This window comes from Streptomyces sp. RK9 (genome assembly GCF_045070545.1).
Taxonomy (GTDB): domain Bacteria; phylum Actinomycetota; class Actinomycetes; order Streptomycetales; family Streptomycetaceae; genus Streptomyces; species Streptomyces alboflavus.
In genome coordinates, this window is record NZ_CP173703.1 from 3740542 (window position 1) to 3765272 (window position 24731).

Sequence of the window (24731 nt, forward strand, 5' to 3'; positions counted from 1 at the left end):
ATCGGTCGGTGACCAGTGATGCCGCCGTGCTCGACCATCCCGTCGCCCAGTCGCTGCTCGGGCAGCACGCGGAGCTGGCCCGGCGGTGCGGGCAGGCTGCCACGTATCTGCCGGATGTCGCGACCTTCTGTGCGGTACCGGCCGAGCCCGACGCGACGGACTGGGCCGATCTGGCGCGACTGCTCGGCAGCGGCGGTTTCGCCGACATGTTCAGCAGCCCGGCGCTCCCGCCGTCGGACTGGGAGCCGGTCTTCGAGCTGGAGGGGCGGCAGATGGTGTGGCCCGGCCGCGAGGCCGGTGCTCCCCGTCCTGCCGATGATGCCGCGGTCCTGGAGCTGGGGCCGGAGGACGTGCCGGACATGCTCGACCTCGTCGCGCGGGCCGCACCAGGACCGTTCTGGCCCCGCACCTGTGAACTCGGCACCTATCTCGGGATCCGTGTGCAAGGACGCCTGGTGGCGATGGCGGGCGAGCGGCTGCGGCCACCGGGCTGGACCGAGATAAGCGCCGTGTGCACGGCCCCCGAGGCACGCGGCCAGGGCCACGCCGCCCGCCTGGTGCTCGCCCTTGCCGAGCGCATTCTCGCCCGGGGCGAGCGGCCGTTCCTGCACGTGGCCGAGGCGAACACCGGTGCCATCGCCCTCTATGAGCGGCTCGGGTTCGAGAGCCGCAAGTCGGTGACCTTCCGGGGCTTCCGCACCCCGTGACCCGCGGTCGCACCCCGTGACCCGCTGGGTGGGCCCGGCCGAGTCGCGGGGACAGGGCCGGGCCCCAGCCGTGCCAGGGCGCGAACTCAGCAGCCCAGCACCGGCTCCGCCCAGTCCGCGTGGTCCGAGTCGATGCCGTCGCCGCCGTCCGTGACGACGAGGCGGATCACCTCGGCGCCGCGCACGTCGGCCGAGACCGTCTCGGCGGGGTCGGCGGTGGTGAGGACGCCGGTGGCGGCGGCGAGCTTGCCGTCGGCCCAGACCTGGAAGGCGACGGTGCCCTTGTCCGGCTTCTCGTCGTCGACGCCGACCTGGGCCGTCAGCTTCTCGCAGGCCCCGCCCGCGTAGTACTCGACGGTGCTCTCCGCGTGCACGCCGAGCCCCTTGGCGTACACCTTGCCGCCGATGGTGAGCGGCTTGCCGTCGCCCGCCGCGCTCTCGCCGTTGCTGGTGTCCTTCTCGACGGGACCCCAGCCGTTGGTGGTGGACAGCCACGGCAGGCCGCTGAGCGCGGTGTCGCCCGCGGGCGGTGCCACCACGACCCGTGCGGTCAGGGGCAGTTGGAGCTGGACGCGGCCGCCGCCGGGGGCGCGGTGGCTCGCCTTCAGATCGAGGGCGTACGTGCCGGGCTTGGCGTTCCGCGGCGCGGTCACCTGCCAGGACGTGCCGAGGGCCTCGCCCGTGCGCAGGGCCGACGCACGGGTCGGGGAGGTCGCCTTCAGGCGCCAGCCGGAGGGTCCGGTGAGGGAGACGCGGACGTCGCGCGCGTCCGTGCTGCCGCGGTTGGCGACCTTGGTGAGCAGCTTCTCGGCCTTGCCCGCCTCCACCAGCGGGTCGGCGGCGGCGCCGAGGTCGACGGCGGGCGGCTTGTCCTGCCACTGGCCGTCGGCCGCGACCCGGACCAGGACCGTGCCGTGCGCGGGCACGGTCGCGGAGATGGTGCCCGCGACGTTGTAGCTCTCGTGCTTCCACAGGTCGCGCAGGGAGTAGCCGTCGGCGGCGGGCAGGCCCACGGCCTTCGCGGTCGTCGTGATGGTCTTCGCGCCGCCGGTCTCGTTGAACAGGGCGACGGCGCGGCTGCCGTCCTTCATCTCCTTGGCGACGACCCAGCGCCCGCCCTCGGACGAGACGACGTGGCCCTGCTTGCCCAGCGGGTCCTGGTCGACGGCGATGACTTCCTTGTTGCCGAGGATGTCGAAGGTCTCGGGGGAGACCTTGCGCAGGTCGGAGCCGATGAGCAGCGGCGCGGCCATGATCGACCACATGGAGAAGTGGGTGCGGTACTCGGTGGCCGTCATGCCGCCGTTGCCGACCTCCAGCATGTCGGGGTCGTTCCAGCGGCCGGGTCCCGCGTGCCGCGCGAGCGGCAGGTTCTTCTTCATGATGGAGAGCATCGAGCCCCAGTTGTCGCTGATGTCGCCCGTGGTGCGCCACAGGTGACCGACGTCGGCGGCCCACTCCCAGGGCTTGTTCTCGCCCCATTCGCAGATGCTGTAGACGATCGGGCGGCCCGTCGTCTCCGACGCCGCCTTGAGGGCGTCCCGCATGGCGATGTAGCGCTTCTTGGCGTCCACGCCCTGGTTATTGCAGTTGTCGTACTTGAGGTAGTCGACGCCCCAGTCGGCGAACTGCTGGGCGTCGCTGCGCTCGTGGCCGAGCGCGCCGGGGAAGCCCGCCGAGTTGCAGGTCTTCGTGCCCGCGCTGGTGTAGATGCCGAGCTTCAGGCCCTTGGCGTGGACGTAGTCGGCGACCGCCTTGATGCCGCCGGGGAACCGCTTGGGGTCCGGCACCAGCTTGCCGTCGGCGTCGCGCTGCGGCAGCGCCCAGCAGTCGTCGAGGTTGACGTACTCGTACCCCGCCTCCTTGAGGCCCTTCTCGACGAAGATGTCGGCGATCCCCTTGACCATGGACTCGTCGAAGTCGGCGCGGCAGTGCGTGGCGTTCCAGTTGTTGAAGCCCATCGGCGGGGTGAGCGCGAGGCCGCCCGGCAGCCGGGGGCCCTCGCCGCCCCGGGCCCGGACGCCGTCCGCCGCGGGGGACCGGGCGGTGTCCGTGTCCCGGGTGTCGCTGCTGGCGACGGCGGGCGCCGCGAGCCCGGCCGCGCAGAGCAGCGCCGCGGCGAGCGACCCGACCACTCTTCGGGGGATGGTGCGGCTGGAAAGGTGACGCATCGTGACGTTCCTCCGTACTCGCGGAAGATGGGATGTCTTCGTGTACGTGTCACTCGTGCGCGCTTACGGTAGGGCGTGTTGAACTCTGTTGGAAGAGGAGCGGTAACGGTTCGGGCCGTCCCCGTCAAAACCCTTGACGGCGGGGACTCGTGGGAGTGAGATCCAATCCTCGCGTTCGGTTGTGTTCGGTTGCACCCCGAGGAGGGGACATGACGCAGTCATCGTTCACCGGTCCACCGACCCCGCGTGGTGGGGCTGGACATCCGATGTCCCGGCGGAGTCTCCTGCGCGGTACGGCCGTGGGCGCCGGAGCGGTCGCGCTGCCCGCGCTGCTCACCGCCTGCGGCGACGGGCCCGGCGGCAACAAGAACGAAGTGACGGTGGGTTCCAACGCCTCGGACGCCGTACCGAAGAAGGCGTTCGCCGCGGCCTTCGACGCGTACGAGAAGCAGAGCGACAAAAAGGTCAAGGTCAACACCACAGAGCACAACGAATTCCAGCAGAACATCACGCGCTATCTCCAGGGTTCACCGGACAACGTCTTCATGTGGTTCGCCGGCTACCGCATGCAGTACTTCGCCGAAAAGGGCCTGCTCATCGAGATCAGTGACGTCTGGAAGGACTTCAAGGGCTTCTCGCCCGCGCTGAAGGAACAGTCGACCCACGAGGGCAAGCAGTACTTCGTGCCGTACTACTACTACCCGTGGGCCGTATTCCACCGGAAGAGCCTCTTCGAGAAGCAGGGATACGAACAGGCCGAGAACTGGGACCAGTTCATCGCCCTGGCCAAGAAGATGCACAAGGACGGCACCCCGGTCGCCTTCTGCGACAAGGACGGCTGGCCCGCCATGGGCACCTTCGACTACATCAACATGCGCCTGAACGGATACGAGTTCCACAAGAACCTGATGGCGGGCGAGGAGGCGTGGACCGACCAGAAGGTGAAGAAGGTCTTCGACCTGTGGCGCGAACTCATGCCGTACTACCAGAAGGGCGCGCTCGGCCGGACCTGGGAGGAGGCCGGGCAGGGCCTCCAGCAGCGCAAGACCGCCATGGCCGTCTTCGGCATGCCGCACCCCGGCTCCCAGTTCCCGGTGAACGAGCGCGACGACATCGACTTCTTCCCCTTCCCGGAGATCGACCCGCAGTTCGGCCGGGACGCGGTGGAGGCGCCCATCGACGGATTCCTCGTCGCCAAGAAGTCCAGGAACGTGGAAGGCGCCAAGGACCTGCTCGCCTGGCTCGGCACCGCCGAGGCCGAGGACGTCTATCTCAAGGGCGACCCCAACAACGTCGCGGTCAACGACGGCGCCGACACCGCGAAGTACAGCCCGCTGCAGAAGAAGTCCGCCGAACTCGTCTCCAAGGCCAAGCACATCTCGCAGTTCCTCGACCGGGACACCCGCCCCGACTTCGCGCAGACCGTGATGATCAAGGCGCTGCAGGACTTCATCGACAACCCGAAGGACGTCGACGGACTCGTCAACAGCATCGAACGCCAGAAGAAGAACATCTTCTCCACGTGAGAGGAACGCACCCCGTGCCGAAAACCGCGCGGCGCGCCGGCCGGCGGGCGACGCGGCGCTTCACGCGCCGTGACATCGCCGTGCTCGGCGTGCTCCTTGGCATCCCCGTCCTGCTGGACATCGTCATCGTCTGGGGCCCGGCCCTGGCCTCCGTCGGCCTGTCCTTCACGTCCTGGGACGGCATCGGCGACATCCACTGGGTGGGTGGCGACAACTACGAGAACCTGGTCCAGGACTATCCCGCGTTCTGGCCGGCGGTCCGCCACAACCTGCTGTGGATCGCCTTCCTCGGCCTGGTCGCGACGCCCTTCGGGCTCTTCCTCGCCGTCCTCATCGACCGCGGCATCCGCTTCAGCCGCTTCTACCAGTCCGTGCTCTACATGCCGGTCGTGCTGTCCCTCGCCGTCGTCGGCTTCATGGCACAGCTCCTGCTCGGCACCGACCAGGGCGTCGTCAACACGATCCTGAACGACCCCGACGACCCCGTGGACTGGCTCGGCGACTCCGACATCAACCTGTGGATGATGATGCTGGCCGCGAGCTGGCGGCACACCGGCTACGTCATGATCCTCTATCTGGCCGGACTGAAGTCCGTCGACCCGGCCCTGAAGGAAGCGGCGGCCATCGACGGCGCGAACGAACGCCAGACGTTCTTCCGCGTCACCCTGCCGACGCTGCGCCCGGTGAACGTCATCGTCGGCGTCATCACCGTCATCGAGGCGCTGCGCGCCTTCGACATCGTGTACGCGGTGAACAAGGGCCGCAACGGCCTCGAACTGCTCTCCGTGCTCATCACCGACAACATCATCGGGGAGGCGAGCCGCATCGGATTCGGCTCCGCCATCGCCGTGGTCCTGCTCGGAGTCTCCCTGGGATTCATCGTGACGTTCCTGGTCCAGGAGCTGAGAGGAGCGCGCGAGAAATGACCGCGGACATCCGTGCCACCACCCGCCCCGGCCGATCCGCGCCGCCCGCGCGGGAGTCCGGCCCGCCCCGCCGCCCGCGCCGCGGCCGCTTCGGCGCCCACATCTTCCTGTCCGCGGTGTCGCTCGCCTTCCTCGCGCCGCTGCTGCTCGCCGTCTACGCCAGCCTGCGCCCGTACGAGGAGACGGCCCAGCACGGCTACTTCTCGTTCCCGAAGAAGCTGTCCTTCGACTACTACCGCGAGGCCTACACCGAATCCGGTATGGGCAAGTACTTCATGAACACGCTGATCATCGCCGTCCCCGCGGTGATCATCACGCTCTTCCTCGCCGCGTTCGTCGCCTTCGCCGTCGCCCGCATCAACGTCCGCGGCAGCCTCGCCCTGTTGATGTTCTTCACCGCGGGCAACCTGCTGCCCCCGCAGGTCCTGGTCACGCCCCTCTACGTACTGTTCCTCAAGATCGATCTGCCCTGGTGGATGTCCGACTCGATGACCCTCTACGACTCGTACTGGGCCGTCATCCTCGTCAACATCGGCTTCCAGGTGGGCTTCTGCGTCTTCGTCCTGTCCAATTTCATGCGCACGCTGCCCAAGGAGATCCTGGAGGCGGCGATCGTCGACGGCGCCGGGGTCTGGACCCAGTTCTGGCGGATCACCCTGCCTCTGTGCCGCCCCGCGATCGCGGCCCTCGCCACGCTCGAGTTCACCTGGATCTACAACGACTTCCTCTGGGCCCTGATCTTCATCTCCAACCCCGACAAGCTTCCGATCACCTCGTCCCTGAACAACCTGCGCGGCCAGTTCTTCACGGACTACAACCTGCTCGCGGCGGGCTCGGTCCTGGTGGCCCTGCCGACGATCCTCGTCTTCCTGCTGCTGCAACGGCACTTCATCGCGGGGCTCACGCTGGGGTCGAGCAAGGGCTGAGTCACTGCTCCGCGTCGCGGACCAGGAGTGCGATCTGCACCCGGTTCTCGACCGCCAGCTTGGCGAACAGGTTGGTCGTGTGTGCCTTGACGGTCGCCACGCTGATGCGCAGCCGCTGGGCGATCTCCGGGTTGCCGAGGCCGTCCGCGATGGCCCGGGCGGTTTCGCGTTCCCGTTCGGTCAGGGTGGACAGCCGGTCCCGTGCGGCTTCGCGGGTCGGGTCGCCGGCGTGCGCGGACTGCGGTCCCGTGGCCGCGGCGATCACTCGTGCCGTGGCCGCGGGGGACAGGACGGGGTTGCCGCCCGCGACGGTCCGTACCGCGTCGAGGATCTGGGGTGGATGGGTGTCCTTGAGCACGAACCCGAGTGCTCCGGCGCGCAGCGCGCCGAGCACCAGATCGTCGGAGTCGAAGGTGGTCAGCATGAGCACGCGGGTCGCGGGCCGTCGGGTGAGGAGTTCGCGGGTCGCGCTGAGGCCGTCGCGACCGGGCATGCGCACGTCCATCAGGACGACGTCCGGCCGCTGTTCGTCCACGACGGTGAGCGCGGCGTCGCCGTCGGCTGCCTCCGCGACGACGGTCAGGTCCGGTTCGCCGTCGATGATGAGTCGCAGGGCCATGCGCACGAGTTGCTCGTCGTCGACGATGACGACACGCACCTTCGGCTGTTCGGTGTCCACTCAGGTTCTCTTCTCGAGCACGGGGTGCGGCCAGGGCAGGGCGGCGGTGAGGAGGTAGCCGTTGCCGGATGTGGGGCGGTGGTCGAGCTCTCCGCCGACGAGGCCGACCCGCTCGCTGAGGCCGAGCAGCCCGAATCCCGACGCCGGGGGTCGCGTCGTCGTGCCCGCGGTCGCCGAGTTGCGGACGCTGACGGTGAGCCGGTCGCCCGCCGCTCCCTCCAGGGCGACGCGCACGCGGGCGCCCGGCGCGTGCTTGGCGGCGTTGGTGAGTCCTTCCTGGACGATCCGGTAGCAGGTGCGCGCGACGACGTCGGACGGCTTGCCCGTCACGGTGGTGCTGAGCGTGACGTCGATGCCGGAGGCGCGCGCGTCCTCGACCAGGGCGGGGACGTGGTCGAGGTCGGGCTGTGGTGGTTCGGGGCGGCCGGGTTCCGCGCGGAGCACGCCGAGGACGTCGCGCAGTTCCTCCAGGGCCTGGTGGGAGCCCTCGGCGATGCCGCGGACAAGGACGCGGTTCTCCTCGGCGGTGAGGTCGCCGCGGTGGTCGAGGACTCCGGCCTGCAGGGCGACCAGGGAGATCCGGTGCGCGAGCACGTCGTGCATCTCGCGGGCGATCCGGTTGCGCTCCAGGGCCCGTGCCTGCGCCTCGCGTGCGGTCTGCTCCCGTTCCGCGCTCTCCGCCCGCTCCCGCAGGGACCGCACCTCGACGCGGCGCGCGCCGACGGCCATGCCCACGGCCACCGCGATGCCCGCGGCCAGCGCCGGGAACGCGATCTGGACCCACGTCGAGCCGGGTGCGTCCTGAGTGGGGTAGGGCGAGGGCAACTGGGACGCGGCCACGTAGACCAGCACGACGCCCCCGATCTCCACCGGCCGGCGACGGGTGGCGACCGAGCCGAGCGCGACCAGCGCGGTGCCGCCGGCGAGCGCCGACGCGGTCGCGGCGATCGCGACGGTCATGGCGACGGCCCGCGGGAACCGGCGCCGCCACAGCAGCGCGGTCAGGCAGCCGAGCGCCACCAGCGGATCACCGATGAGGAACCAGGAACCCGTCCCACCCGTCTCCCGGTGCAGCAGCACTCCGACGGACAGCCAGGCCGACAGGCCCACGGCGACGGCCGCCGCCAGGCGCCAGGTCTGCTGCCACCATCCGAGCGGTGGCGCGACGTCCGTGTTCACCCGGCAAGTATCACGGGACCGCGCGATCACCGCGTCCGACCTGAGGCGGGTATGCCCTTCGACCAGAGTCGAACGACCGCCTCGCCCTTGGTCGAGGACGGTTCCGTCCGACGGGTCGATGTGCCGGTCGCGCCGGTGGGAGAGGGTCCTTCCACGGGTACGCCGACACCGTTGGCTGCCACCGCTGAACACGAGTGAGAACGACCGCACGGTCGCGACGGGAGCGGCGTCGTCGCCCTGCTCCTGCTCGCCTCCCAGCTCGTCGAGCAGCTCACCCGGCCGGAGGAGATCGCCCGGCACGTCGGGGCCTTCAGCTCGCCTGTGGGCCTGTCGGCGTGGGGCAACGTCCTGGTGGGGCTCGGTGCCGCGGCGGCCAGCACGGAGCGGGCGCTGCGGCTGCGCCATCACTGGCTGCTCGACGGCGGGGCGGGATGACCGAGCCCCCGGCGAATACCCGGGCTGTCCCGCGCCGCATCCCTTCCCGGCCGCGACGGACGGCGGCGGCCGGACCTCGGCACGGCGCGCGCCGCGCTTACGGCAGTCGTCGGGCCGCGGCTCGTTCCGGCGCCGCGGGCGGACTACCAGTCATGGCTGTGCGGGGATACGCCCGTGTCCCCATTCCGTCCCTGTACGGGGACCAGAAACCCGGCGCCGCCCCGCTCGCGGCGGCCCTGCCGTCAGGACTGCGGCCGCTTGCCGTGGTTGGCCGCGTGCTTGCGGCGGGCCTTCTTCTTGCGGCGTCGCTTCGAGGACATGTCCGGGCTCCTCTCGGAGGTGGGATGGCGCCGGTTGCGCTGTTTTCTGGCGTTTTCCACCCTTCCACACCGTCGCGGGGCTCGCGATTCCGCCCGGTGGTTCGCGGGAGCGACGCGGCCGTGCGGGCCCCGGGCGTGCGGTCCGGGGCCCGGGTCGTCCCCGGTCAAGGGTCCCGGCGGGGCTGCGCCAGCGCCTCCCGTACCGAGGCGACCGGGGACAGCGTTGCCTTCACGCCGGTGATGCCCATGACGCGCAGGGTCATGGGGTCGGCGCACACCACCCGCAGCGCCGCGCCCCGGGAGGTGAGGCGGCGGTGGGCCCGCATGAGCAGGGAGAGGCCGGAGCAGTCGAGGAAGGTGGCACGCGTCAGGTCGACCACGACGACCCGGGCCGGGCCCGCCGTCACCGGGTCGAGGTGGGGGAGCGTGCGCTGGAACCCCACGAGGTCCATGTCGCCGTACAGCTCCACGACGGTGGCGTTGCCGACCTCGTACACCCGAGGCGGTAACTCCGGGTTCTCGCACGTGAATTCGCTCAACTTGTCCTGATGCACCAATCCCCCCAGGGCGAGCCCCGGCCAGTGCGCGCGGCCGGGGGCGGCTGCCGTGCGGCAACCGGAACGAGGAGGTCACCAGGGGCCAGGGTGCCTGGCGGATCACCGTATCGGGCAGGGCCGCGACGCGGAGTGCGGGAACGATTCGCGGGAGAGCACTGCCACCCGATAGGGGGAAGTTGCTTCAAGGTTCTTGACAAGACGGCTTGGCTGTTCGTACGAGAACGGCCACCCTCATCAGGCGCTGGTTTCCGTGGCAGTGTGTTGCGGGCAAGCCACTGGGGGCCAACAGAAGAGGGGGAACCGTGATCGTCTGGATCAACGGCGCGTTCGGTGCGGGCAAGACCAGCGCCGCACGGGAACTGATCGAGCTGATCCCGAACAGCACACTCTTCGACCCTGAGGTCATCGGCGGCGAACTGCCGCAGCTGCTGCCCGCCAAGCACCTCGCCGAGGTGAGCGACTTCCAGGACCTGCCGATCTGGCGGCGCTTGGTGGTGGACACGGCGGCCGGTCTGCTCGCCGAGGTCGGCGGCGTACTGGTGGTACCGATGACACTGCTGCGCCAGGAGTACCGCGACGAGATATTCGGCGGCCTCGCCGCCCGCCGCATAGCCGTGCGCCACGTTCTGCTCGCTCCGGACGAAACGATCCTGCGTGCGCGCATCGCCGGACGCGAGGTCTCCCCGGACGTGCCCGACGGCGAACTGCGCGTCCGCCAGTGGTCGTTCGACCACATCGAGCCCTACTTCGCCGCGCTCTCCGCGTGGCTGGACGCGGACGCCCACCGCGTCGACAACGGCGCCCTGACGCCGTCCGAGACGGCCGAGCACATCGCCGAGGCCGTCCGCACCGGGGCCGCCGCCGTCAGCGACATCGTGCAGACGCCCGAGCCCACCGCCGAGACCCTCGCCGCCGGCGTGCTGCTCTTCGACGAGCAGGACCGGGTGCTCCTGGTGGATCCGACGTACAAGGCGGGCTGGGAGTTCCCCGGCGGCGTCGTCGAGCCCGGCGAGGCGCCCGCGCGCGCCGGTGTGCGCGAGGTCGCCGAGGAGACCGGCATCCGCCTCACCGGCACACCGCGCCTCCTGGTCGCCGACTGGGAGCCGCCCGCGCCGCCCGGCTACGGCGGCATGCGCTTCCTCTTCGACGGCGGCCGCCTCGACAGCGCCGAGGCGCGCCGACTGCTGTTGCCGGGCCCTGAACTGCGCGACTGGCGCTTCGCCACCGAGGACGAGGCCGCCCGGATGCTCCCGCCCGTCCGCTACGCCCGCCTGCGCTGGGCGCTGCGGGCGCGCGAGCGGGGCGCGACGCTGTACCTGGAGGCCGGGGAGCCGGTGGGGGGTTGAGCCCGGCGGGTGCTTCGGGGCGTGCCTTGAGACGGCGGCGCTGAAACGGGCGGAGGCGGTGCTCGCCACCGCGTGACCACCGCCCAAGCGGCCCTCAGGCGTTCCCGTACTGCTCCGCCGCCTCCCGCAGCACCGCCGACGCGCCCCGCTCCACCGGATCGCCGTGCCCGAAGCACGCCACGTCCGCCTCCAGCGCGGCGAGCCGGTGGAAGGACGCGACGGCCTCGTCGCGGTCCTGGTTGCCGACGCCGAGCAGCACGCCGTGCCCGGGTGCGGCGGCGACGGCGTCGCCCGTGAACAGCACGCCGTGCCGGGGCAGATGCACGCCGACGCTGCCCGCCGTGTGCCCGCGCGCGCTCACCAGACGCGCGCCGCCCCCGAAGTCGAGAACGTCGTCGTCCGCCACCTCCTGGAGGTCGGGGGCGTACACGTGCTGCTCGGTCGCCGCCGGCACGTGCTTCGTCGCCTCCTCGAAGATCGGCACCTCCCAGTCCTCCAGGACGGGCGGGGGACCCGGCACCTCGCCGCGCACCATCGGCGCGTCCAGGTGGTGCGCGTACACCGTCGCCCCGGTGAGTTCCGCGAACTCGCCCGCGCCGCCCGCGTGGTCGCCGTGGAAGTGCGTGAGCACGACGCGCCGCACGTCACGGGGGCGCAGGCCGAGTCCGGTGATCGCGTCCGCGAGGGCCGCGCCGCCGCCGGGCGGGCCTGCGTCGACGAGGGTCAGCTCCTCGTCGTCCCGCCACAGGTAGGCCTGGCCGACGGGGAAGCGGAAGAGGTGGAGGCGGGGCCGGAGTTCGATGATCTCGATGGCGTTCATGCGGCGACCGTACGGAGACGGCCGCCGCCGACGGAGGGCCGCTTCGCCCTGGGCGTACGCGTTCTGCCCAGGGCAAAGCACCGCTGCGTGACGTGCGCCGCGGCGGGACGACCGGCTGGTCAGAGCGTGCAGTCCTGCACCGGGTCGCCGTCCGGGCGGGGCACCGTGCGGCTGCGCGGCGGGGCCGTCCCGTCCTCGGCCCACGCCGTCAGGGCGTCGAAGGCGTCGCGTACGCAGGGCAGCATGGGGCGCACGAGGCGGGGGTGCGCGCCGTACAGGCCGTCGGTGTGGTTGCCGCCGGTGACGCGGTAATAGCGGTGCTTGTCCCCGCGGTGCGCCTGTTCCACGAGGCGCGCGTACCGGTCGGAGCCGGGGCCGATCGGGACGAGGGCGTCGAGGGTGCCGTGCAGGGTGACGAGGGGGCGCTGGACGCGGCCGGTCAGGGAGAGGCGGCCCAGGGTGTCGTGGACCGCGCGCGGGCGGGCCGCGTAGTCGTAGTCGGTGTCGCAGCCCTTGCCCGTGCCCTCGCGGCAGAACGGCGTCCCGGCCTCGGTGGCGCCGTCGTAGCCGGGGTCGACCTCTTCGCGGATGAGGCGCTGGAAGGTGTCCCACTGTGTGCGGTGGTGCGTCTCCCACAGCGGCTCGGACTCCGGCGGATAGCCCGCGGCGCGCAGCGCCTCGCGTGCGCCGGGCTCGCCCGCCAGGAGCCGTGGGTAGGCACGCAGCGCGGGCGGCAGCGTCGCCAGGAGGTTCGGTGACCTGCGGGTCAGCAGGACGCCCTCCCAGTCGAGACCGCCGTCGTACAGCCACGGCACGTTCTCCAGCTGCCAGCGCACCAGATAGCCGCCCATGGACATCCCCGCCGCGTACGTGTGCCGGGGCGCGCGGCCGTAGTGCCGGGCCGCGACGCTCTTGGCCGCGACGGTGAGCTGGGTGAGACGCCGATGCCATTCGGCGATGGCGTCACCGGGGCGCTTTCCGTCCCGGTACAGCGTGGGGCCCGTGTTGCCCTTGTCGGTCGCCGCGAACGCGTAGCCCCGCGCGAGGACGTGGTCGGCGATGGTGCGGTCGTTGGCGTACTGCTCGCGGACCCCGGGCGGCCCCGCCACGACCAGGCCGCCGTTCCAGCGTTCCGGAAGGCGGATCACGAACTGGCTGTCGTGGTCCCAGCCGTGGGTGCCGTTCGTGGTGGAGGAGTCGGGGAAGTAGCCGTCGAGCTGGACGCCGGGCACCCCGCTCGGGTTGCGGGTGCCGGGCGCCACCAGGCCCGCCCAGTCCGCGGGGTCGGTGTGGCCGGACGCGACGGTGCCCGCCGTGGTGAGGTCGCGGAGGCAGGCGGCCACGGTGCGCTCGGCGCCGGGGACACGGAGCCGGTCGCCGGGGCAAGGGGTGGTGTCCGGGGTGGCTGCGGCGGTCGGGGTGAGGGCGGTGGTCGGGGTGAGCGTGATGAGGAGTGACGCCGCTGCGGCCAGTGTCAGGTGACGGAACATCATGTGTGGGCTCCTTCGGTCGGTGGTCCGGCCCCCCGCTCGGGGCGGGTGCGTCCCCGCTCGACGGGAGAGTCGGTACTCGGAGCGGTGCAGGGCGACCGTAGGGAGCGGCTGGGGACGGCCATAAGTGCCGACCGGCCAGGGCGGCGGCCATGTGTGCGGGCGGGTTTCGAGGGGCAGTTGGCCGTACGGCACATGCCGAACGGCCACAGTCGACCGGACGCCCCCGAAGCCTCGCTGTGGCCGAGCCGTCCCAAGTACCGTGACAGCCAAGCCCGTTCGGGGCGGACACGCACCGGGAGGCGCGGATGACGGCGACGGTGCACCCCTTGGGCGCGCCCCAAGCGCGCATGGCGGAGAGCCGGCCGTCACGCCCCGTGCCGTGGGTCTCCTCCGTGCTCTACGCCGCCGTGCTGTTCGCGGGCGTGTACTACGACATCGTCGGGGACGACCCCCAACACCCCGCGCGCACAGCGGGTTTCATCGCCGCCGTGGCTGCCCTGTTCGCCCTGGATGCGGCCGAGGCCCACTGGTGCCGGACGGGCGCGCGGCACCGCATCGTCGCGGCGGCCGTCCTCATCCTGCGCGTCGGACTCTTCTTCGCCGTGGCCGCCTGCGACAGCGCGGGCCTGTCCCGGGTGCTGTTCGTCCTGGTGCCGTTCACCGCGTACTTCGCGTTCGGGCGGCGCGCGAGCCTCGCACTCGGCGCGGGCTGCGCGGGCGCGCTGCTCGGTCGGTACGCGCTGACGGCAGACGGCTGGTACGCGGACGCCGGGGCGATCTCCGACCTGCTGATGTTCGGGCTCGGCCTGGTGCTCGCCGTGTCGATGGCGGCCGTCGCGACGGGCGAGCAGGAGGCCCGGCGGAGCCTGGAGTCGACCGTGCGTGAACTCACCGCGTCCCACCGGCAGTTGCGGGAGTACGCGGCGCGGGTCGCCGAACTCTCCACGGCCCAGGAGCGCAACCGGCTCGCCCGCGACATCCACGACAGCCTCGGCCACCACCTCACCGCCATCGCCGTGCAGTTGGAGAAGGCCGACGCCTTCCGCGCCCTCGACGCGGCGGCGGCCGACCGTGCCGTCGCCGACGCCCGCTGGTCGGCGGCGCGCGCCCTCGACGAGGTGCGCCGGTCGGTCCGCGCCCTGCGCGCCGAGGCCGATCCGTTCTCCCTGTCGGCCGCGCTCACCGACCTCGTCCGCCACGCCGACACCGGCCGGCCCCGCGTCACCCTCGGCATCACCGGAGCGGAGACCGGGTACGACGCGGACCGGCTGACCGCGCTGTACCGCGCCGCCCAGGAAGCGCTGACCAACGCCCGCCGCCACGCCGACGCCCGGCACGTCACGGTGTCCCTGGAGTACGGCCCGTCCGCCGCGCGCCTCATCGTGGCCGACGACGGGCGCGGCCTGCCCGACCCGGCGGCCTCGGGCGGGGCTTCGGGCGTCGGGCTGCGCGGCCTGCGGGAACGGCTCCAACTCCTCGGCGGCGCACTGCACATGGAGAGCGAGGCCGGGGCGGGGACGGCGCTCACGGTGACGGTGCCGCGTACGCCGGGCGGCGAGCCATGACCTCAGAGACCCCGGAGACTCCACAGCCTCTGCAACCCCCACAGCCGCCACAACTCCCACAGCCCCCAGGCGGCGCCCCCGCCCCCGTGCGCGTCCTCGTGGTGGACGACCAAGAGCTGGTCCGCGAAGGCATCGCCTCCCTGCTCGGCATCCAGCCGGGCATCCGCGTCGTCGGTACGGCGGCCGACGGAGCCGAGGCCGTCGACGCGGCGCTCGCCCTCGCGCCCGAGGTGATCCTCATGGACGTCCGCATGCCGGGCATGGACGGCGTCGAGGCGGTGACGGCCATCGGGAGCAGCGCGCCCGGCTGCAAGGTGGTCATGCTGACGACGTTCGACGACGAGGAGTACGTCGTCCAGGCACTGCGGGCCGGAGCCGTCGGCTACCTCCTGAAGAACCTGCCCGCGGCCGAACTGGCCGCCGCCGTACGCCTCGCGCACCGCGGCGTGGCCCAGCTCGACCCGGCGGTCACCCGGCGCCTGGCCGCAGCGCCCGCGCCGCCACCGGCCCCGGCCGCACCACCGCCACCCCCGCACGGCGAGCCCGAACCCACCGCCCGGGAGGTCGACATCCTCCGGCTGGTCGCGGCCGGGGCGACCAACCGCGAGATCGCCTCCCGCCTCTACCTCAGCGAGGGCACCGTCAAGAACCACATCTCCCGCATCCTCACCCGCCTCGGCCTGCGCGGACGCGCCCAGGCCGCGCTGTACGCCCGGGACCGCGGGCTGCTGTGAGCAGAGTCCAGCCCGTCCGGTCAGCCCTCGGACACCGCGGGCACAAGCACCTCCGCCGCGAAGTCCGCCGCCGAGCGCGGCGCGCGGCCGAGCACATGGCGCACGCCGTCGCCGAGCCCCGCCACGCCCTCGGCACGGTAGTTCGCGTACAGGTCGTGCAGTCCGTCCACGACCCCGGGCGGCACCCCGCCGTCGGTGAGTCCCGTGCGCCAGGCGTCGTCGAGCGGCACGTCGACGTACGCGACGGGCCTGCCGAGCGCCGCGCCGAAGCGGTCGGCCAGGTCCGGCAGGGTCAGGGCCTCGGGGCCGCTGAGGTCGATGTCGCCGCCCACCGGTCGCTCCGCGAGGAGCTCGGCGACGGCGACGTCCGCGATGTCGCGCACGTCGACATAGCCGCGGGCTCCGGCGGGCCCGGCCGGGTCGGCGAAGGTGCCGCGGGCGATCGCGTCGGCCGACGGCAGGAAGTTCTGCAGGAAGCGGTCGGGCCGCAGCACCGTCAGCTCGGGCACCCCGCCCGCGCGCAGCCGCCCGGTGACGACGTCGTGGGCGCCGGTGACGGCGTCCGGCACGATCCCCGCGCCCGCGAACGGCCGGGCGCCGAGCTTGACGATCCGGCGCACCCCCGCGTCGAGCGCCGCGTCCACGAGCCCCGTCTCGGCCGCCACCTGGTCCACCGCGAAGGGATGCGCCAGATACATCCGGTCCACGCCCGCGACCGCGGGCCGGACGTCCGCCGCGACGGTGGCGTCACCGCGTACGACCGCACCGCGCACCGCGCCGAGCGCCCGCGCGCCGGCATCGGAACGCACGAAGAACCGGACGTCGTCGCGGTCGCGCAGCGCCGCCGCCACATGGCGCCCCACCGCACCGTTCGGCGTGGTGACCAGTACCGTCATCGAACCCCTCCAGAAACGTGGACGCGAACACGATCAAGCTCGTGTTCGCGCCAACGCCCGCCGGGCGCCGAGGAATTCCAGGTACGAGGCCGGGGCCGGGGGCCGGGTCGCCCCAGTCCCGTACCGCGCTCCGGCCCCGTACCGTCGCCGTCGCGTCAGCTCTTCGCGTACCGCTGGAGGAACAGCGCCTCGGCGACCGACATCCGCTCCAGTTCCTGCGGGGACACGCTCTCGTTGACCGCGTGGATCTGGGCCTCCGGCTCGTTCAGGCCGATCAGGAGGATCTCCGCCTCCGGGTACAGCGCGGCGAGGGTGTTGCACAGCGGGATGGAGCCGCCCATGCCGGCGGCCTGCATCTTCTCGCCGTCGTAGGCCTCGCTGAGCGCCCCGGACATCGCCTCGTAGGCGGGGCTCGTGGTGTCCGCGCGGAAGGCCTGGCCCTGGCCGATCTGCTCGGTGCTCACCCGGGCGCCCCACGGCGTGCGGGACTCCAGGTGGGCGCGCAGCAGCTTCGTCGCCGCGGCTGCGTCCACGCCCGGCGGCACCCGCAGGCTGATCAGCGCACGCGCCGACGCCTGCACCGACGGCGTCGCGCCGACCACCGGCGGGCAGTCGATGCCGAGGACCGTGACGGCCGGGCGGGCCCAGATGCGGTCGGCGACCGACCCTTCGCCGATGAGTCCGACGCCGTCGAGGACCTTGGCGTCCCTGCGGAAGTCCGCCTCGCTGTACTGCAGGCCCTCCCAGACGCCGTCGCTGTCCAGGCCGTCGACCGTCGTCGAGCCGTCCTCGGCGCGCAGCGAGTCGAGGACGCGCACCAGCGCCCCCAGCGCGTCCGGCGCCGCGCCGCCGAACTGACCGGAGTGCAGATTGCCCTCCAGGGTGTCGATCTGGACGCGGACGAGAGTCATGCCGCGCAGCGTGGCGGTCACCGTCGGCAGGCCGACGCGGAAGTTGCCCGCGTCACCGACGACGATCGTGTCCGCGCGCAGCAGCTCCGGGTGCTCCTCCGCGTACCGCTCCAGGCCGCCCGTGCCCTGCTCCTCCGAGCCCTCGGCGATGACCTTGATGTGCACCGGGACGCCGCCGTTCGCCTTCAGGGCGCGCAGCGCGAGCAGGTGCATGACGATGCCGCCCTTGCAGTCGGCGCTGCCGCGCCCGAACCAGCGGCCGTCGCGCTCCGTCAGCTCGAACGGGGGCGTGGCCCACCCGGCCTCGTCGAGCGGCGGCTGCACGTCGTAGTGCGCGTACAGCAGAACCGTCGGCGCGCCCTCGGGGCCCGGCAGGAAGCCGTACACCGACTGGGTGCCGTCGGGGGTGTCGAGCAGCGCGACGTCCTGGAAGCCCTCGGCGCGCAGCGCGTCGGCGACCCAGTTCGCGGCGGCCTCGCTCTCGCTCCTCGGGTACTGCTCGAAGTCCGCCACCGACTTGAACGCCACCAGTTCGGTGAGTTCCGCCTTCGCCTTCGGCATGAGGGAGGCGACGGTCTCGGCGATCGGATGCGGCGACATGGGCACGCTCCTCGTGGGTGCGACGTTGTGCGGGGTGTACGTGATCCTCCCACAGGCGGATCGCGGAAGCGTGCGCCGTAGGATGCCTCAAGAGAGCGCGGCCAAGAGCGGGATCGGGAGCGGAAGACCAACGTGAGCAGCGAGAACTCAGCGGACGACGCGCGGCAGGTCTGGGACGTCGTCGTGGTCGGCGCGGGCCCCGCGGGCGCCTCGGCGGCGTACGCGGCAGCCGTCGCCGGACGCAGCGTACTGATCCTCGAGAAGGCCGAACTGCCGCGGTACAAGACGTGCGGCGGCGGCATCATCGGCCCCTCGCGCGACGCGTTGCCGCCGGGGTTCGAGCTGCCCTTCAAGGACCGCGTGCACGCGGTGACGTTCTCCCTGGACGGCAAGTTCGCCCGCACCCGGCGCTCCAGGAGCATGCTGTTCGGGCTGATCAACCGCCCGGAGTTCGACCAGCAGCTGGTCGAGCACGCCCAGAAGGCGGGCGCGGAGCTGCGCACGGGCGCCACGGTGAGCCGCGTCGAGCAGCACGGCCCCGCCGTGCCCGACCGGCGCACCGTCGCCGTCGTCCTCCAGGGCGGCGAGACCGTCCTGGCCCGCGCCGTCATCGGCGCCGACGGCAGCGCCAGCCGCATAGGAGCGCACGTCGGCGTGAAGCTCGACCAGGTGGACCTCGGCCTGGAGGCGGAGATCCCGGTGCCCGAGACCGTCGCGGAGGACTGGGCGGGCCGCGTCCTCATCGACTGGGGACCGATGCCCGGGAGCTACGGCTGGGTGTTCCCCAAGGGCGACACCCTCACCGTCGGCGTGATCTCCGCGCGCGGCGAAGGCGCCGCCACGAAGCGGTACTTGGAGGACTTCATCGCCCGCCTCGGCCTCGCGGGCTTCGAGCCGAGCCTGTCCTCCGGCCACCTCACGCGCTGCCGCAGCGACGACTCGCCGCTCTCGCGCGGGCGCGTCCTGGTGTGCGGCGACGCGGCGGGCCTTCTTGAGCCGTGGACCCGCGAGGGCATCTCGTTCGCGCTGCGCTCCGGGCGGCTCGCGGGGGAGTGGGCCGTGCGCATCGCGGAGGCCCACGACGCGGTGGACGCCCGCCGCCAGGCCCTGAACTACGCGTTCGCGATCAAGGCGGGCCTCGGCGTGGAGATGAGCGTCGGCCGCCGCATGCTGAACGTCTTCGAGCGCCGCCCCGGCCTGCTGCACACGGCCATCACGGGCTTCCGCCCGGCGTGGAACGCCTTCGCCAAGATCACCCGCGGCTCGATGACGCTGGCCGAGCTGGTCCGGACGCATCCGCTGGCGGGACGGGCGCTGAGCCGACTGGACCGGTAGTCCGGCGGGACCCGCCCCTGGCGGAGGCCCGGGCCGTCAGGCCGGGTCCCTGACGGCCGCCGGGCCAGGGCTCCCGCACCCCACCGCGCACCCCCTCTCGTACTCCACCGGGAGTACGCCTGATCGCCACGCCTGGCGGACGCCCTCCGCGGACGCCCCGGTCTAGCGTGACTGCCATGGAACAGCAGCATCAGCGCGACGGCGGCGGCCCGCCCCGGACAGCGGGCGGGCCGCCGCCGCGCCGGGGACCGGCGGCCTGGCGGCAGGGGCCGCCGTGGTGGCACCAGGGCCCGCCGTGGTGGCGGATCGGGGACGCGGCCACGCGCCGCCTGCCGTGGCTGACCACCGCGGTGCTGACCGTGTTCGTGCAGGTCGGCACCACCTTCGCCGCGGAGGGCCAGTCCGACCGCGAGTCACCTGACGGCTTCGCGCGGGCGCTGCTGTTCGCGGGCACGGCGTCACTCCTGTTCCGGCACCGCCACCCGGTCCTCGTGGCGTACGCCACCGCCGGGACGGCGCTGGTGTACCTCGGCGCCGGATACCCGTACGGGCCGGTCCTCATCACCGTCGCCGTCGGCTGCTTCGCGGCGGTCGTCGCCGGGCACCGGTACGCGGCGTGGGGCGCCGTCGGCATGCTGTGGGCCGGGCACCTGCTGATCGCGCACTGGCTCTACCAGTACCTCCCGCCGGGCGACGACGGCCCCAGCTCCTGGGGCGGGGAAGTCGTCATCGCCGTCTGGGTCGTGGCGATCGCCGCCGTCTCCGAGCTGGCCCGCACCCGCCGCGAGCAGTGGGCCAAGGAGCGCGCCGAGCGGGAGCTGGCGGCCCGGCGGCGCGCCGACGAGGAGCGGTTGCGCATGGCGCGGGAACTGCACGACGTGCTCGCCCACAGCATCTCCGTCATCAACGTCCAGGCGGGCGTCGGCCTCGCCCTGCTCGACTCCGACCCCGAGCAGGCCCGCACCGCCCTGACCACCATCAAGGCCGCGAGCAAGGAAGCGCTCGGCGAGGTCCGCCAGGTCCTCGACACCCTCCGCGCCCCCGGCGCCGCCCCGCGCGCCCCCGCCCCGGGGCTCGACCGCCTCCCCGAACTCGTCGAGCAGGCCCGGAGCACCGGGCTCACCGTCACCGTCACGACCGAGGGCCGCCGCGCCTCGTTGCCGCCCGGCGCGGATCTGGCCGCGTTCCGCATCGTCCAAGAGGCGTTGACGAACGTCGTACGGCACTCGGAATCCAGGACAGCCACTGTCCTGGTCCACCGTGCTCCCGACGCCGTCACCCTGCGCGTCGACGACGAGGGGCCCGCGACCGGGGCGGAGGCGGGCGGCAGCGGCAACGGACTCGCCGGAATGCGGGAGCGCGCCGCCGCCCTCGGTGGCACGATCGAGGCGGGCCCGCGCCCCGACGGCGGCTTCCGCGTCACGGCGGTCCTGCCCACCCGCACCGCACCCGAGGAGACCCAGTGATCCGCGTACTGCTCGCCGACGACCAGTCGCTGGTCCGCGCCGGGTTCAAGGCCCTGCTCGACGCGCAGCCGGACATCGAGGTCGCCGGTGAGGCGGCGGACGGCGACGAGGCGGTGCGTCTGGTGCGGCAACTTCGGCCCGACGTCGTCCTGATGGACATCCGGATGCCGGTGCTCGACGGCCTCGAAGCGACCCGGCGCGTCACGGGGGACGCGGCCCTGGACGGCGTGAAGGTGGTCATGCTGACCACGTTCGAGCTGGACGAGTACGTCTTCGAGGCGATCCGGTCCGGTGCCTCGGGGTTCCTGGTCAAGGACACCGAGCCCGAAGAACTACTGCGCGCGGTACGTGCGGTGGTCGCCGGGGACGCGCTGCTCTCGCCCGGTGTGACGCGCCGTCTCATCGGGGAGTTCGCCGCGCGCTCCAAGGAGCCCGCCGCAGCCGAGACCCTGAGCGAACTCACCGAAAGGGAACGGGAGGTGATGGCCCTCGTCGGCATCGGCCTGTCGAACGAGGAGATCGCCCGCCGCCTCGTCGTCAGCCCGCTCACCGCGAAGACGCACGTCAGCCGCACGATGGTGAAACTCGGCGCCCGCGACCGGGCCCAACTGGTCGTGCTCGCCTACGAGGCGGGCCTCGTCAGGCCGGGCTGGCTGGGCTGATCCGCCACCGGACCGACCGCCCCCGTCACGACAGGCCCGCGCCGCCCCTGTCACGGCCGCCGTCGGCGATCCCGCCCCCGGTGACACCCGTGTCGCCGAGGGCCCGCCGCTCGCGCTGGCGTGTGGTGAAGCGCCACAGCACCGTCACGAGCCGCGCCACGAACGCGGTCGCCGCGAGCGAACCGCCCACGCCGAGGAGGGCGCGCTCGGTGGACTCCGACAGGCTGAACGCGATCGCGGGACCGGCCACGACGACGCCGATGATGGCGAGCGCCACGGCCGTCGCGCTCGCGAGCGCGTACCCGATCTCGACCGTGATGGCGTCCCGCTCGGCCTGGCTGCGCCGCCCCTGGCCCACTGCCTCGTCCATGATTCCCGTTCCCCCGCAGTTCGTCCTGTACGGGGAGTCTCACAGCCGAATGCCCGGTAGGCAAGGAAATCTCCGGGCGTCCGGGGAGGCAGGAGACGGCCCGGCGTGGGATCCACGCCGGGCCGTTCCACACCTGAAGGACGAACCGGCTCGTCTCAGTCGCCCACGGCCACCCGCTCGTCCGCGCTCTCCCGGGACGGCGCCGCGGTCGGCGACTTGGCGACGACGACGGTCTGCTGCTTGCGGCGTGCCCGCAGCCCGGTGAGGTTGATGAGCAGGCCCGCGAGTGCGAACAGCGTCACGAGGACCAGGCCGGGCCGGTAGCTGTCGAGGACCGCCTGCGGCGAGGCGGTGCCCTCGGCGGAGCCGCCGTCCGACGCCGTGATCACCGCGGTGGTGATGGCGAGGATCACCGCGCCGCCGACCTGGATCGAGGTGTTGAGGAGGCCCGAGACCATGCCCTGCTCGTGGTCGTCGACGCCGTTGGTGGCCTGGATGTTGAGCGAGGGGAAGACCAGCGCGCACGCGATGCCGAGCAGCACCATCGACGGCAGGATGACCGCGACGTACGTGGGCGTCAGGTCGATGCGCAGGAAGAGGCCGTACGACGCCACGAGCAGCGCGAAGCCCGTCACGATGACGCGGGTGGTGCCGAACCGGTCGATGACACCGGCGATCTTCGTGGCGGACAGCGCCACGATCACGCCCGCGGGCAGGAACGCGAGCGCCGTCTCCAGGGCCGACCAGCCGAGCAGCGACTGGAGGTACTGGGTGGCGATGAACTGGAACGACACGTACCCGCCGAAGAACGTCACCGCGCCGAGCTGGGCCCGGATCTGCGGCCCGGAGCGCAGCACGCCGAGGCGGATGAGCGGGTTGGGGGTGCGCAGCTCGATGCGGACGAAGACGGCGAGCAGGACGGCGACCGCGAGGAACGACAGCAGCGTGCGCGCGGAGGCCCAGCCGACCTCGGGGGCCTGCACGACGGTGAAGACGAGCAGGAGCATCGACGCCGTGCCGGTGACGGCGCCCGGCACGTCGTAGCCGCCGCGCTTCTCCTCGCGCGCCGAGCGCGGGATGAGCTTGAGACCGGCGATGAGCGCGATCACGGCGATGGGCGCGGGCAGCAGCATGGTGAGCCGCCAGCTGACCTCCGTGAGCACGCCGGACAGGACGAGGCCGAGGGAGAAGCCGGTGGCGGCGCAGGTGGTGTAGATGGACAGGGCGCGGTTGCGGACCGGGCCCTCGGCGAACGTCGTGGTGATGATCGACAGGCCCGCGGGGGCGGTGAACGCGGCGCTCAGGCCCTTCACGAAGCGGCTCGCGATGAGCAGCGGACCGGAGTCGACGAGCCCGCCGAGCACCGAGGTCAGGGCGAAGACGCCGAGCGCGATCAGGAACACCTCACGGCGCCCGAGCAGGTCGGCCGCGCGTCCGCCGAGCAGCAGCAGACCGCCGTAGCCCAGGATGTAGCCGCTGACCACCCACTGCAGGGACGAGGTGGACAGGTCGAGTTCGGAGCCGATGGAGGGCAGGGCGACGCCGACCATCGAGACGTCGAGGGCGTCCAGGAACATCGCTGCGCACAGGACGAGCAGCGTGCCCCACAGGCGCGGGGTCCAGCGCTCCTGGGACGGGGAGGCGGAGCCTGCGGGGCCGGCCTGGCCGGGGAGGCCGGTGGAGCCGGAGGGGAGCGGAGAAGTCATGCCGAGGAGGCTCGCATGCACATGCATTCAATGCAAGTGCATTTAATTCATGTGCAATAAAGGTCCTGTTCCTGCTACCGTGCGTCCATGGCGGCGACCAAGGCCGGGCCCGCGGCGACTGACGCCGAGCAGCGGCTCGTGAAGCAGTGGCGGGAGATCCTCGCGGTGCATGCGAGCACCCAGTGCGAGCTGGACCGCGAGCTGCATCAGCACGGCCTGGGCGCGAGCGACTTCGAGGTGCTCGACGTGCTGGCCACGGGCCTTGCGGAGGACGGCGACGACGCCTTCCGCGTCCAGGAGATCGCCTGCCACGTGCACCTCAGTCAGAGCGCCCTGTCCCGCCTCATCGGCCGCCTGGAGAAGGACGGCCTGGTGGAGCGCGGCATGTGCAACGAGGACCGCCGCGGCGTCCGGGTCTGCCTCACCGACAAGGGGCGCAAGGTGCACGCCGAGGCACGGCCGGTGCAGCGGGCGGTCCTCGCCCGGATGCTTCCGGGGGCGGGCGCCTGACGCCTGGCCGGGGCGTGGACGCCCGACGTCACACCCGGCGCACGCGGTCGGGCCGGTGCCTCAGACCCCCGACTTCTCGCTCCACAGCGCCGCGAGGTCCGCGTCCCCCGACACCTCCGGGAACGACCGCCGGTTCCACAGGGCCGGATAGAGGTCCGCGGCCGCGCCCGACACCTCGCAGTCGGCCGGCGCCGTCTCCCCCTGCTCGGTGACGGCGACGTCGGCGGACAGGCGTACCGTCCACGTCGACGTCCCCTCCGTGTCCGTCGTCCGCACCCGCAGTACGCGCGGCTCGGCCGTCCGCACCCGGCTCTTCGCGCGTCCGTGGAACCCCCGCAGCAACTCGTCGATCCCGTCGGCCGCGAACCGCGCGTCCAGCGCCGACAGCGCACCGCCGCGCGCCGACTCCGCGTCGATCCGGTGGACAGCCGTCTCGTTGGCCTGCCGCCGTGCCCAGAAGGCGAGCGGCGACGGCGCGGGCAGGAACGTCCAGCACTCCAGGTCCGCGGGCGCCTCCCGCAGCGCGGCGACCAGCCGGGCATGCCCCTCCCGGAACCAGTCGAGGAGGGCGTCGCCGTCCAGGTCGAGCCGCTCCTGCCACGGCTCGAACCCGGGCAGCGCCTCCGCGACGAACCGGGTGGCCCAGCGGTGCACCGTGCCGGTGTGCCGCAGCAGGTCGCGAACCCGCCAGTCGGGACAGGTCGGCACGGGCGCGTCCAGCCCCGCCTCCCGCGCCGCGTCCGCCAGCAACGTGCCTTCGCGCTCCAGGAGTTCCATGTGCTCAGCAGTCTTCATGCCGGGATTGTGCAGGATGGAGCGGGCTCCAGGGCGCCACATTTCTCGGGGCAGGGGCGGATCGCCCGCGAGGCGGGTCCAGCGGCACCGGCAGGC

At 72.6% G+C, this 24731-nt stretch carries 23 protein-coding genes; 11 read left to right on the forward strand and 12 right to left on the reverse strand.

The genetic code is table 11. From position 1 onward, the window contains the following. Positions 1-8 precede the first annotated feature (8 nt). Positions 9-707 (forward strand): GNAT family N-acetyltransferase, encoded by a 699-nt coding sequence (locus AB6L24_RS15395; protein WP_405655781.1) that lies wholly within the window; start codon positions 9-11, stop codon positions 705-707. Between the two features lie 86 nt (positions 708-793). Here the strand turns inward: AB6L24_RS15395 and AB6L24_RS15400 are convergent, their stop codons facing one another. Continuing rightward, complete coding sequence (locus AB6L24_RS15400; protein WP_405655783.1) at positions 794-2878, reverse strand: NPCBM/NEW2 domain-containing protein; 2085 nt, start codon at positions 2876-2878, stop codon at positions 794-796. A 266-nt stretch (positions 2879-3144) separates the two neighbouring features. Here AB6L24_RS15400 and AB6L24_RS15405 point away from each other — a divergent pair, with 266 nt between their 5' ends. The 3 genes from AB6L24_RS15405 to AB6L24_RS15415 are packed head-to-tail and all read left to right on the forward strand — an operon-like array spanning position 3145 to position 6256. Continuing rightward, positions 3145-4404, forward strand: a complete 1260-nt coding sequence (locus AB6L24_RS15405; protein WP_405655784.1) for an ABC transporter substrate-binding protein — start codon at positions 3145-3147, stop codon at positions 4402-4404. A 14-nt stretch (positions 4405-4418) separates the two neighbouring features. Beyond that, positions 4419-5330: a carbohydrate ABC transporter permease gene (locus AB6L24_RS15410; RefSeq protein WP_405655785.1), complete on the forward strand. Its 912-nt coding sequence runs from the start codon at positions 4419-4421 to the stop codon at positions 5328-5330. Next, complete coding sequence (locus tag AB6L24_RS15415; RefSeq protein ID WP_030358133.1) at positions 5327-6256, forward strand: carbohydrate ABC transporter permease; 930 nt, start codon at positions 5327-5329, stop codon at positions 6254-6256. The genes AB6L24_RS15410 and AB6L24_RS15415 overlap by 4 nt, the downstream gene beginning before the upstream one ends. A gap of 1 nt (position 6257) precedes the next feature. On the opposite strand, the gene AB6L24_RS15420 is transcribed toward AB6L24_RS15415, so the two are convergent. The 4 genes from AB6L24_RS15420 to AB6L24_RS15435 all read right to left on the reverse strand — a co-directional run bounded on the left by AB6L24_RS15420 (position 6258) and on the right by AB6L24_RS15435 (position 9408). Then, complete coding sequence (locus tag AB6L24_RS15420; protein WP_405655786.1) at positions 6258-6935, reverse strand: response regulator; 678 nt, start codon at positions 6933-6935, stop codon at positions 6258-6260. Further along, the gene (locus tag AB6L24_RS15425; protein WP_405655787.1) at positions 6936-8114 is read right to left on the reverse strand and encodes a sensor histidine kinase; all 1179 of its coding nucleotides are present in this window, start codon (positions 8112-8114) and stop codon (positions 6936-6938) included. A gap of 677 nt (positions 8115-8791) precedes the next feature. Further along, positions 8792-8929, reverse strand: a complete 138-nt coding sequence (locus AB6L24_RS15430) for a 50S ribosomal protein bL37 (RefSeq protein WP_405655789.1) — start codon at positions 8927-8929, stop codon at positions 8792-8794. 104 nt (positions 8930-9033) lie between these two features. Then, positions 9034-9408: an STAS domain-containing protein gene (locus tag AB6L24_RS15435; RefSeq protein WP_405655790.1), complete on the reverse strand. Its 375-nt coding sequence runs from the start codon at positions 9406-9408 to the stop codon at positions 9034-9036. 320 nt (positions 9409-9728) lie between these two features. Between AB6L24_RS15435 and AB6L24_RS15440 the strand changes: the two genes are divergently transcribed. After that, positions 9729-10772, forward strand: a complete 1044-nt coding sequence (locus tag AB6L24_RS15440) for an NUDIX domain-containing protein (RefSeq protein WP_405655791.1) — start codon at positions 9729-9731, stop codon at positions 10770-10772. Positions 10773-10866: 94 nt separating this feature from the next. Here the strand turns inward: AB6L24_RS15440 and AB6L24_RS15445 are convergent, their stop codons facing one another. Then, positions 10867-11583 (reverse strand): MBL fold metallo-hydrolase, encoded by a 717-nt coding sequence (locus AB6L24_RS15445; protein ID WP_405657172.1) that lies wholly within the window; start codon positions 11581-11583, stop codon positions 10867-10869. Positions 11584-11711: 128 nt separating this feature from the next. Continuing rightward, positions 11712-13085: a tannase/feruloyl esterase family alpha/beta hydrolase gene (locus AB6L24_RS15450; protein ID WP_405655793.1), complete on the reverse strand. Its 1374-nt coding sequence runs from the start codon at positions 13083-13085 to the stop codon at positions 11712-11714. A 305-nt stretch (positions 13086-13390) separates the two neighbouring features. Here AB6L24_RS15450 and AB6L24_RS15455 point away from each other — a divergent pair, with 305 nt between their 5' ends. Further along, positions 13391-14650 (forward strand): sensor histidine kinase, encoded by a 1260-nt coding sequence (locus AB6L24_RS15455; RefSeq protein ID WP_405655794.1) that lies wholly within the window; start codon positions 13391-13393, stop codon positions 14648-14650. Positions 14651-14736: 86 nt separating this feature from the next. Then, entirely contained in the window at positions 14737-15384 is a 648-nt protein-coding gene (locus AB6L24_RS15460; RefSeq protein WP_405655796.1) for a response regulator, read from the forward strand. Between the two features lie 20 nt (positions 15385-15404). Here AB6L24_RS15460 and AB6L24_RS15465 read toward each other — a convergent pair whose 3' ends face one another. Both AB6L24_RS15465 and AB6L24_RS15470 read right to left on the reverse strand, forming a co-directional pair. Next, positions 15405-16280 carry an NmrA family NAD(P)-binding protein gene (locus AB6L24_RS15465; RefSeq protein ID WP_405655797.1) on the reverse strand — a complete coding sequence of 292 codons (876 nt, stop codon included), beginning with the start codon at positions 16278-16280 and terminating at the stop codon, positions 15405-15407. A 155-nt stretch (positions 16281-16435) separates the two neighbouring features. Further along, the gene (locus AB6L24_RS15470; protein WP_405655798.1) at positions 16436-17791 is read right to left on the reverse strand and encodes a dipeptidase; all 1356 of its coding nucleotides are present in this window, start codon (positions 17789-17791) and stop codon (positions 16436-16438) included. Between the two features lie 132 nt (positions 17792-17923). Here AB6L24_RS15470 and AB6L24_RS15475 point away from each other — a divergent pair, with 132 nt between their 5' ends. From AB6L24_RS15475 to AB6L24_RS15485, 3 genes are all read left to right on the forward strand, one after another. Beyond that, complete coding sequence (locus AB6L24_RS15475) at positions 17924-19126, forward strand: geranylgeranyl reductase family protein (RefSeq protein ID WP_405655799.1); 1203 nt, start codon at positions 17924-17926, stop codon at positions 19124-19126. A 176-nt stretch (positions 19127-19302) separates the two neighbouring features. After that, a complete protein-coding gene (locus AB6L24_RS15480) occupies positions 19303-20592 on the forward strand; it encodes a sensor histidine kinase (protein ID WP_405655800.1) in 1290 nt (429 codons plus the stop codon). Next, on the forward strand, positions 20589-21254 hold the full coding sequence (locus tag AB6L24_RS15485; RefSeq protein WP_405655802.1) for a response regulator: 666 nt from the start codon (positions 20589-20591) through the stop codon (positions 21252-21254). The genes AB6L24_RS15480 and AB6L24_RS15485 overlap by 4 nt, the downstream gene beginning before the upstream one ends. 25 nt (positions 21255-21279) lie before the next feature. Here AB6L24_RS15485 and AB6L24_RS15490 read toward each other — a convergent pair whose 3' ends face one another. Together AB6L24_RS15490 and AB6L24_RS15495 are read right to left on the reverse strand one after the other, a co-directional pair. After that, positions 21280-21624 (reverse strand): DUF6332 family protein, encoded by a 345-nt coding sequence (locus AB6L24_RS15490; protein ID WP_405655803.1) that lies wholly within the window; start codon positions 21622-21624, stop codon positions 21280-21282. A gap of 155 nt (positions 21625-21779) precedes the next feature. Beyond that, the gene (locus AB6L24_RS15495; protein ID WP_405655805.1) at positions 21780-23330 is read right to left on the reverse strand and encodes an MFS transporter; all 1551 of its coding nucleotides are present in this window, start codon (positions 23328-23330) and stop codon (positions 21780-21782) included. Between the two features lie 87 nt (positions 23331-23417). On the opposite strand from AB6L24_RS15495, the gene AB6L24_RS15500 reads away from it, so the two are divergent. Then, positions 23418-23840: a MarR family winged helix-turn-helix transcriptional regulator gene (locus AB6L24_RS15500; RefSeq protein WP_380853610.1), complete on the forward strand. Its 423-nt coding sequence runs from the start codon at positions 23418-23420 to the stop codon at positions 23838-23840. Between the two features lie 60 nt (positions 23841-23900). Here AB6L24_RS15500 and AB6L24_RS15505 read toward each other — a convergent pair whose 3' ends face one another. Beyond that, entirely contained in the window at positions 23901-24635 is a 735-nt protein-coding gene (locus AB6L24_RS15505; RefSeq protein WP_405655806.1) for a maleylpyruvate isomerase family mycothiol-dependent enzyme, read from the reverse strand. Positions 24636-24731: the final 96 nt, after the last annotated feature.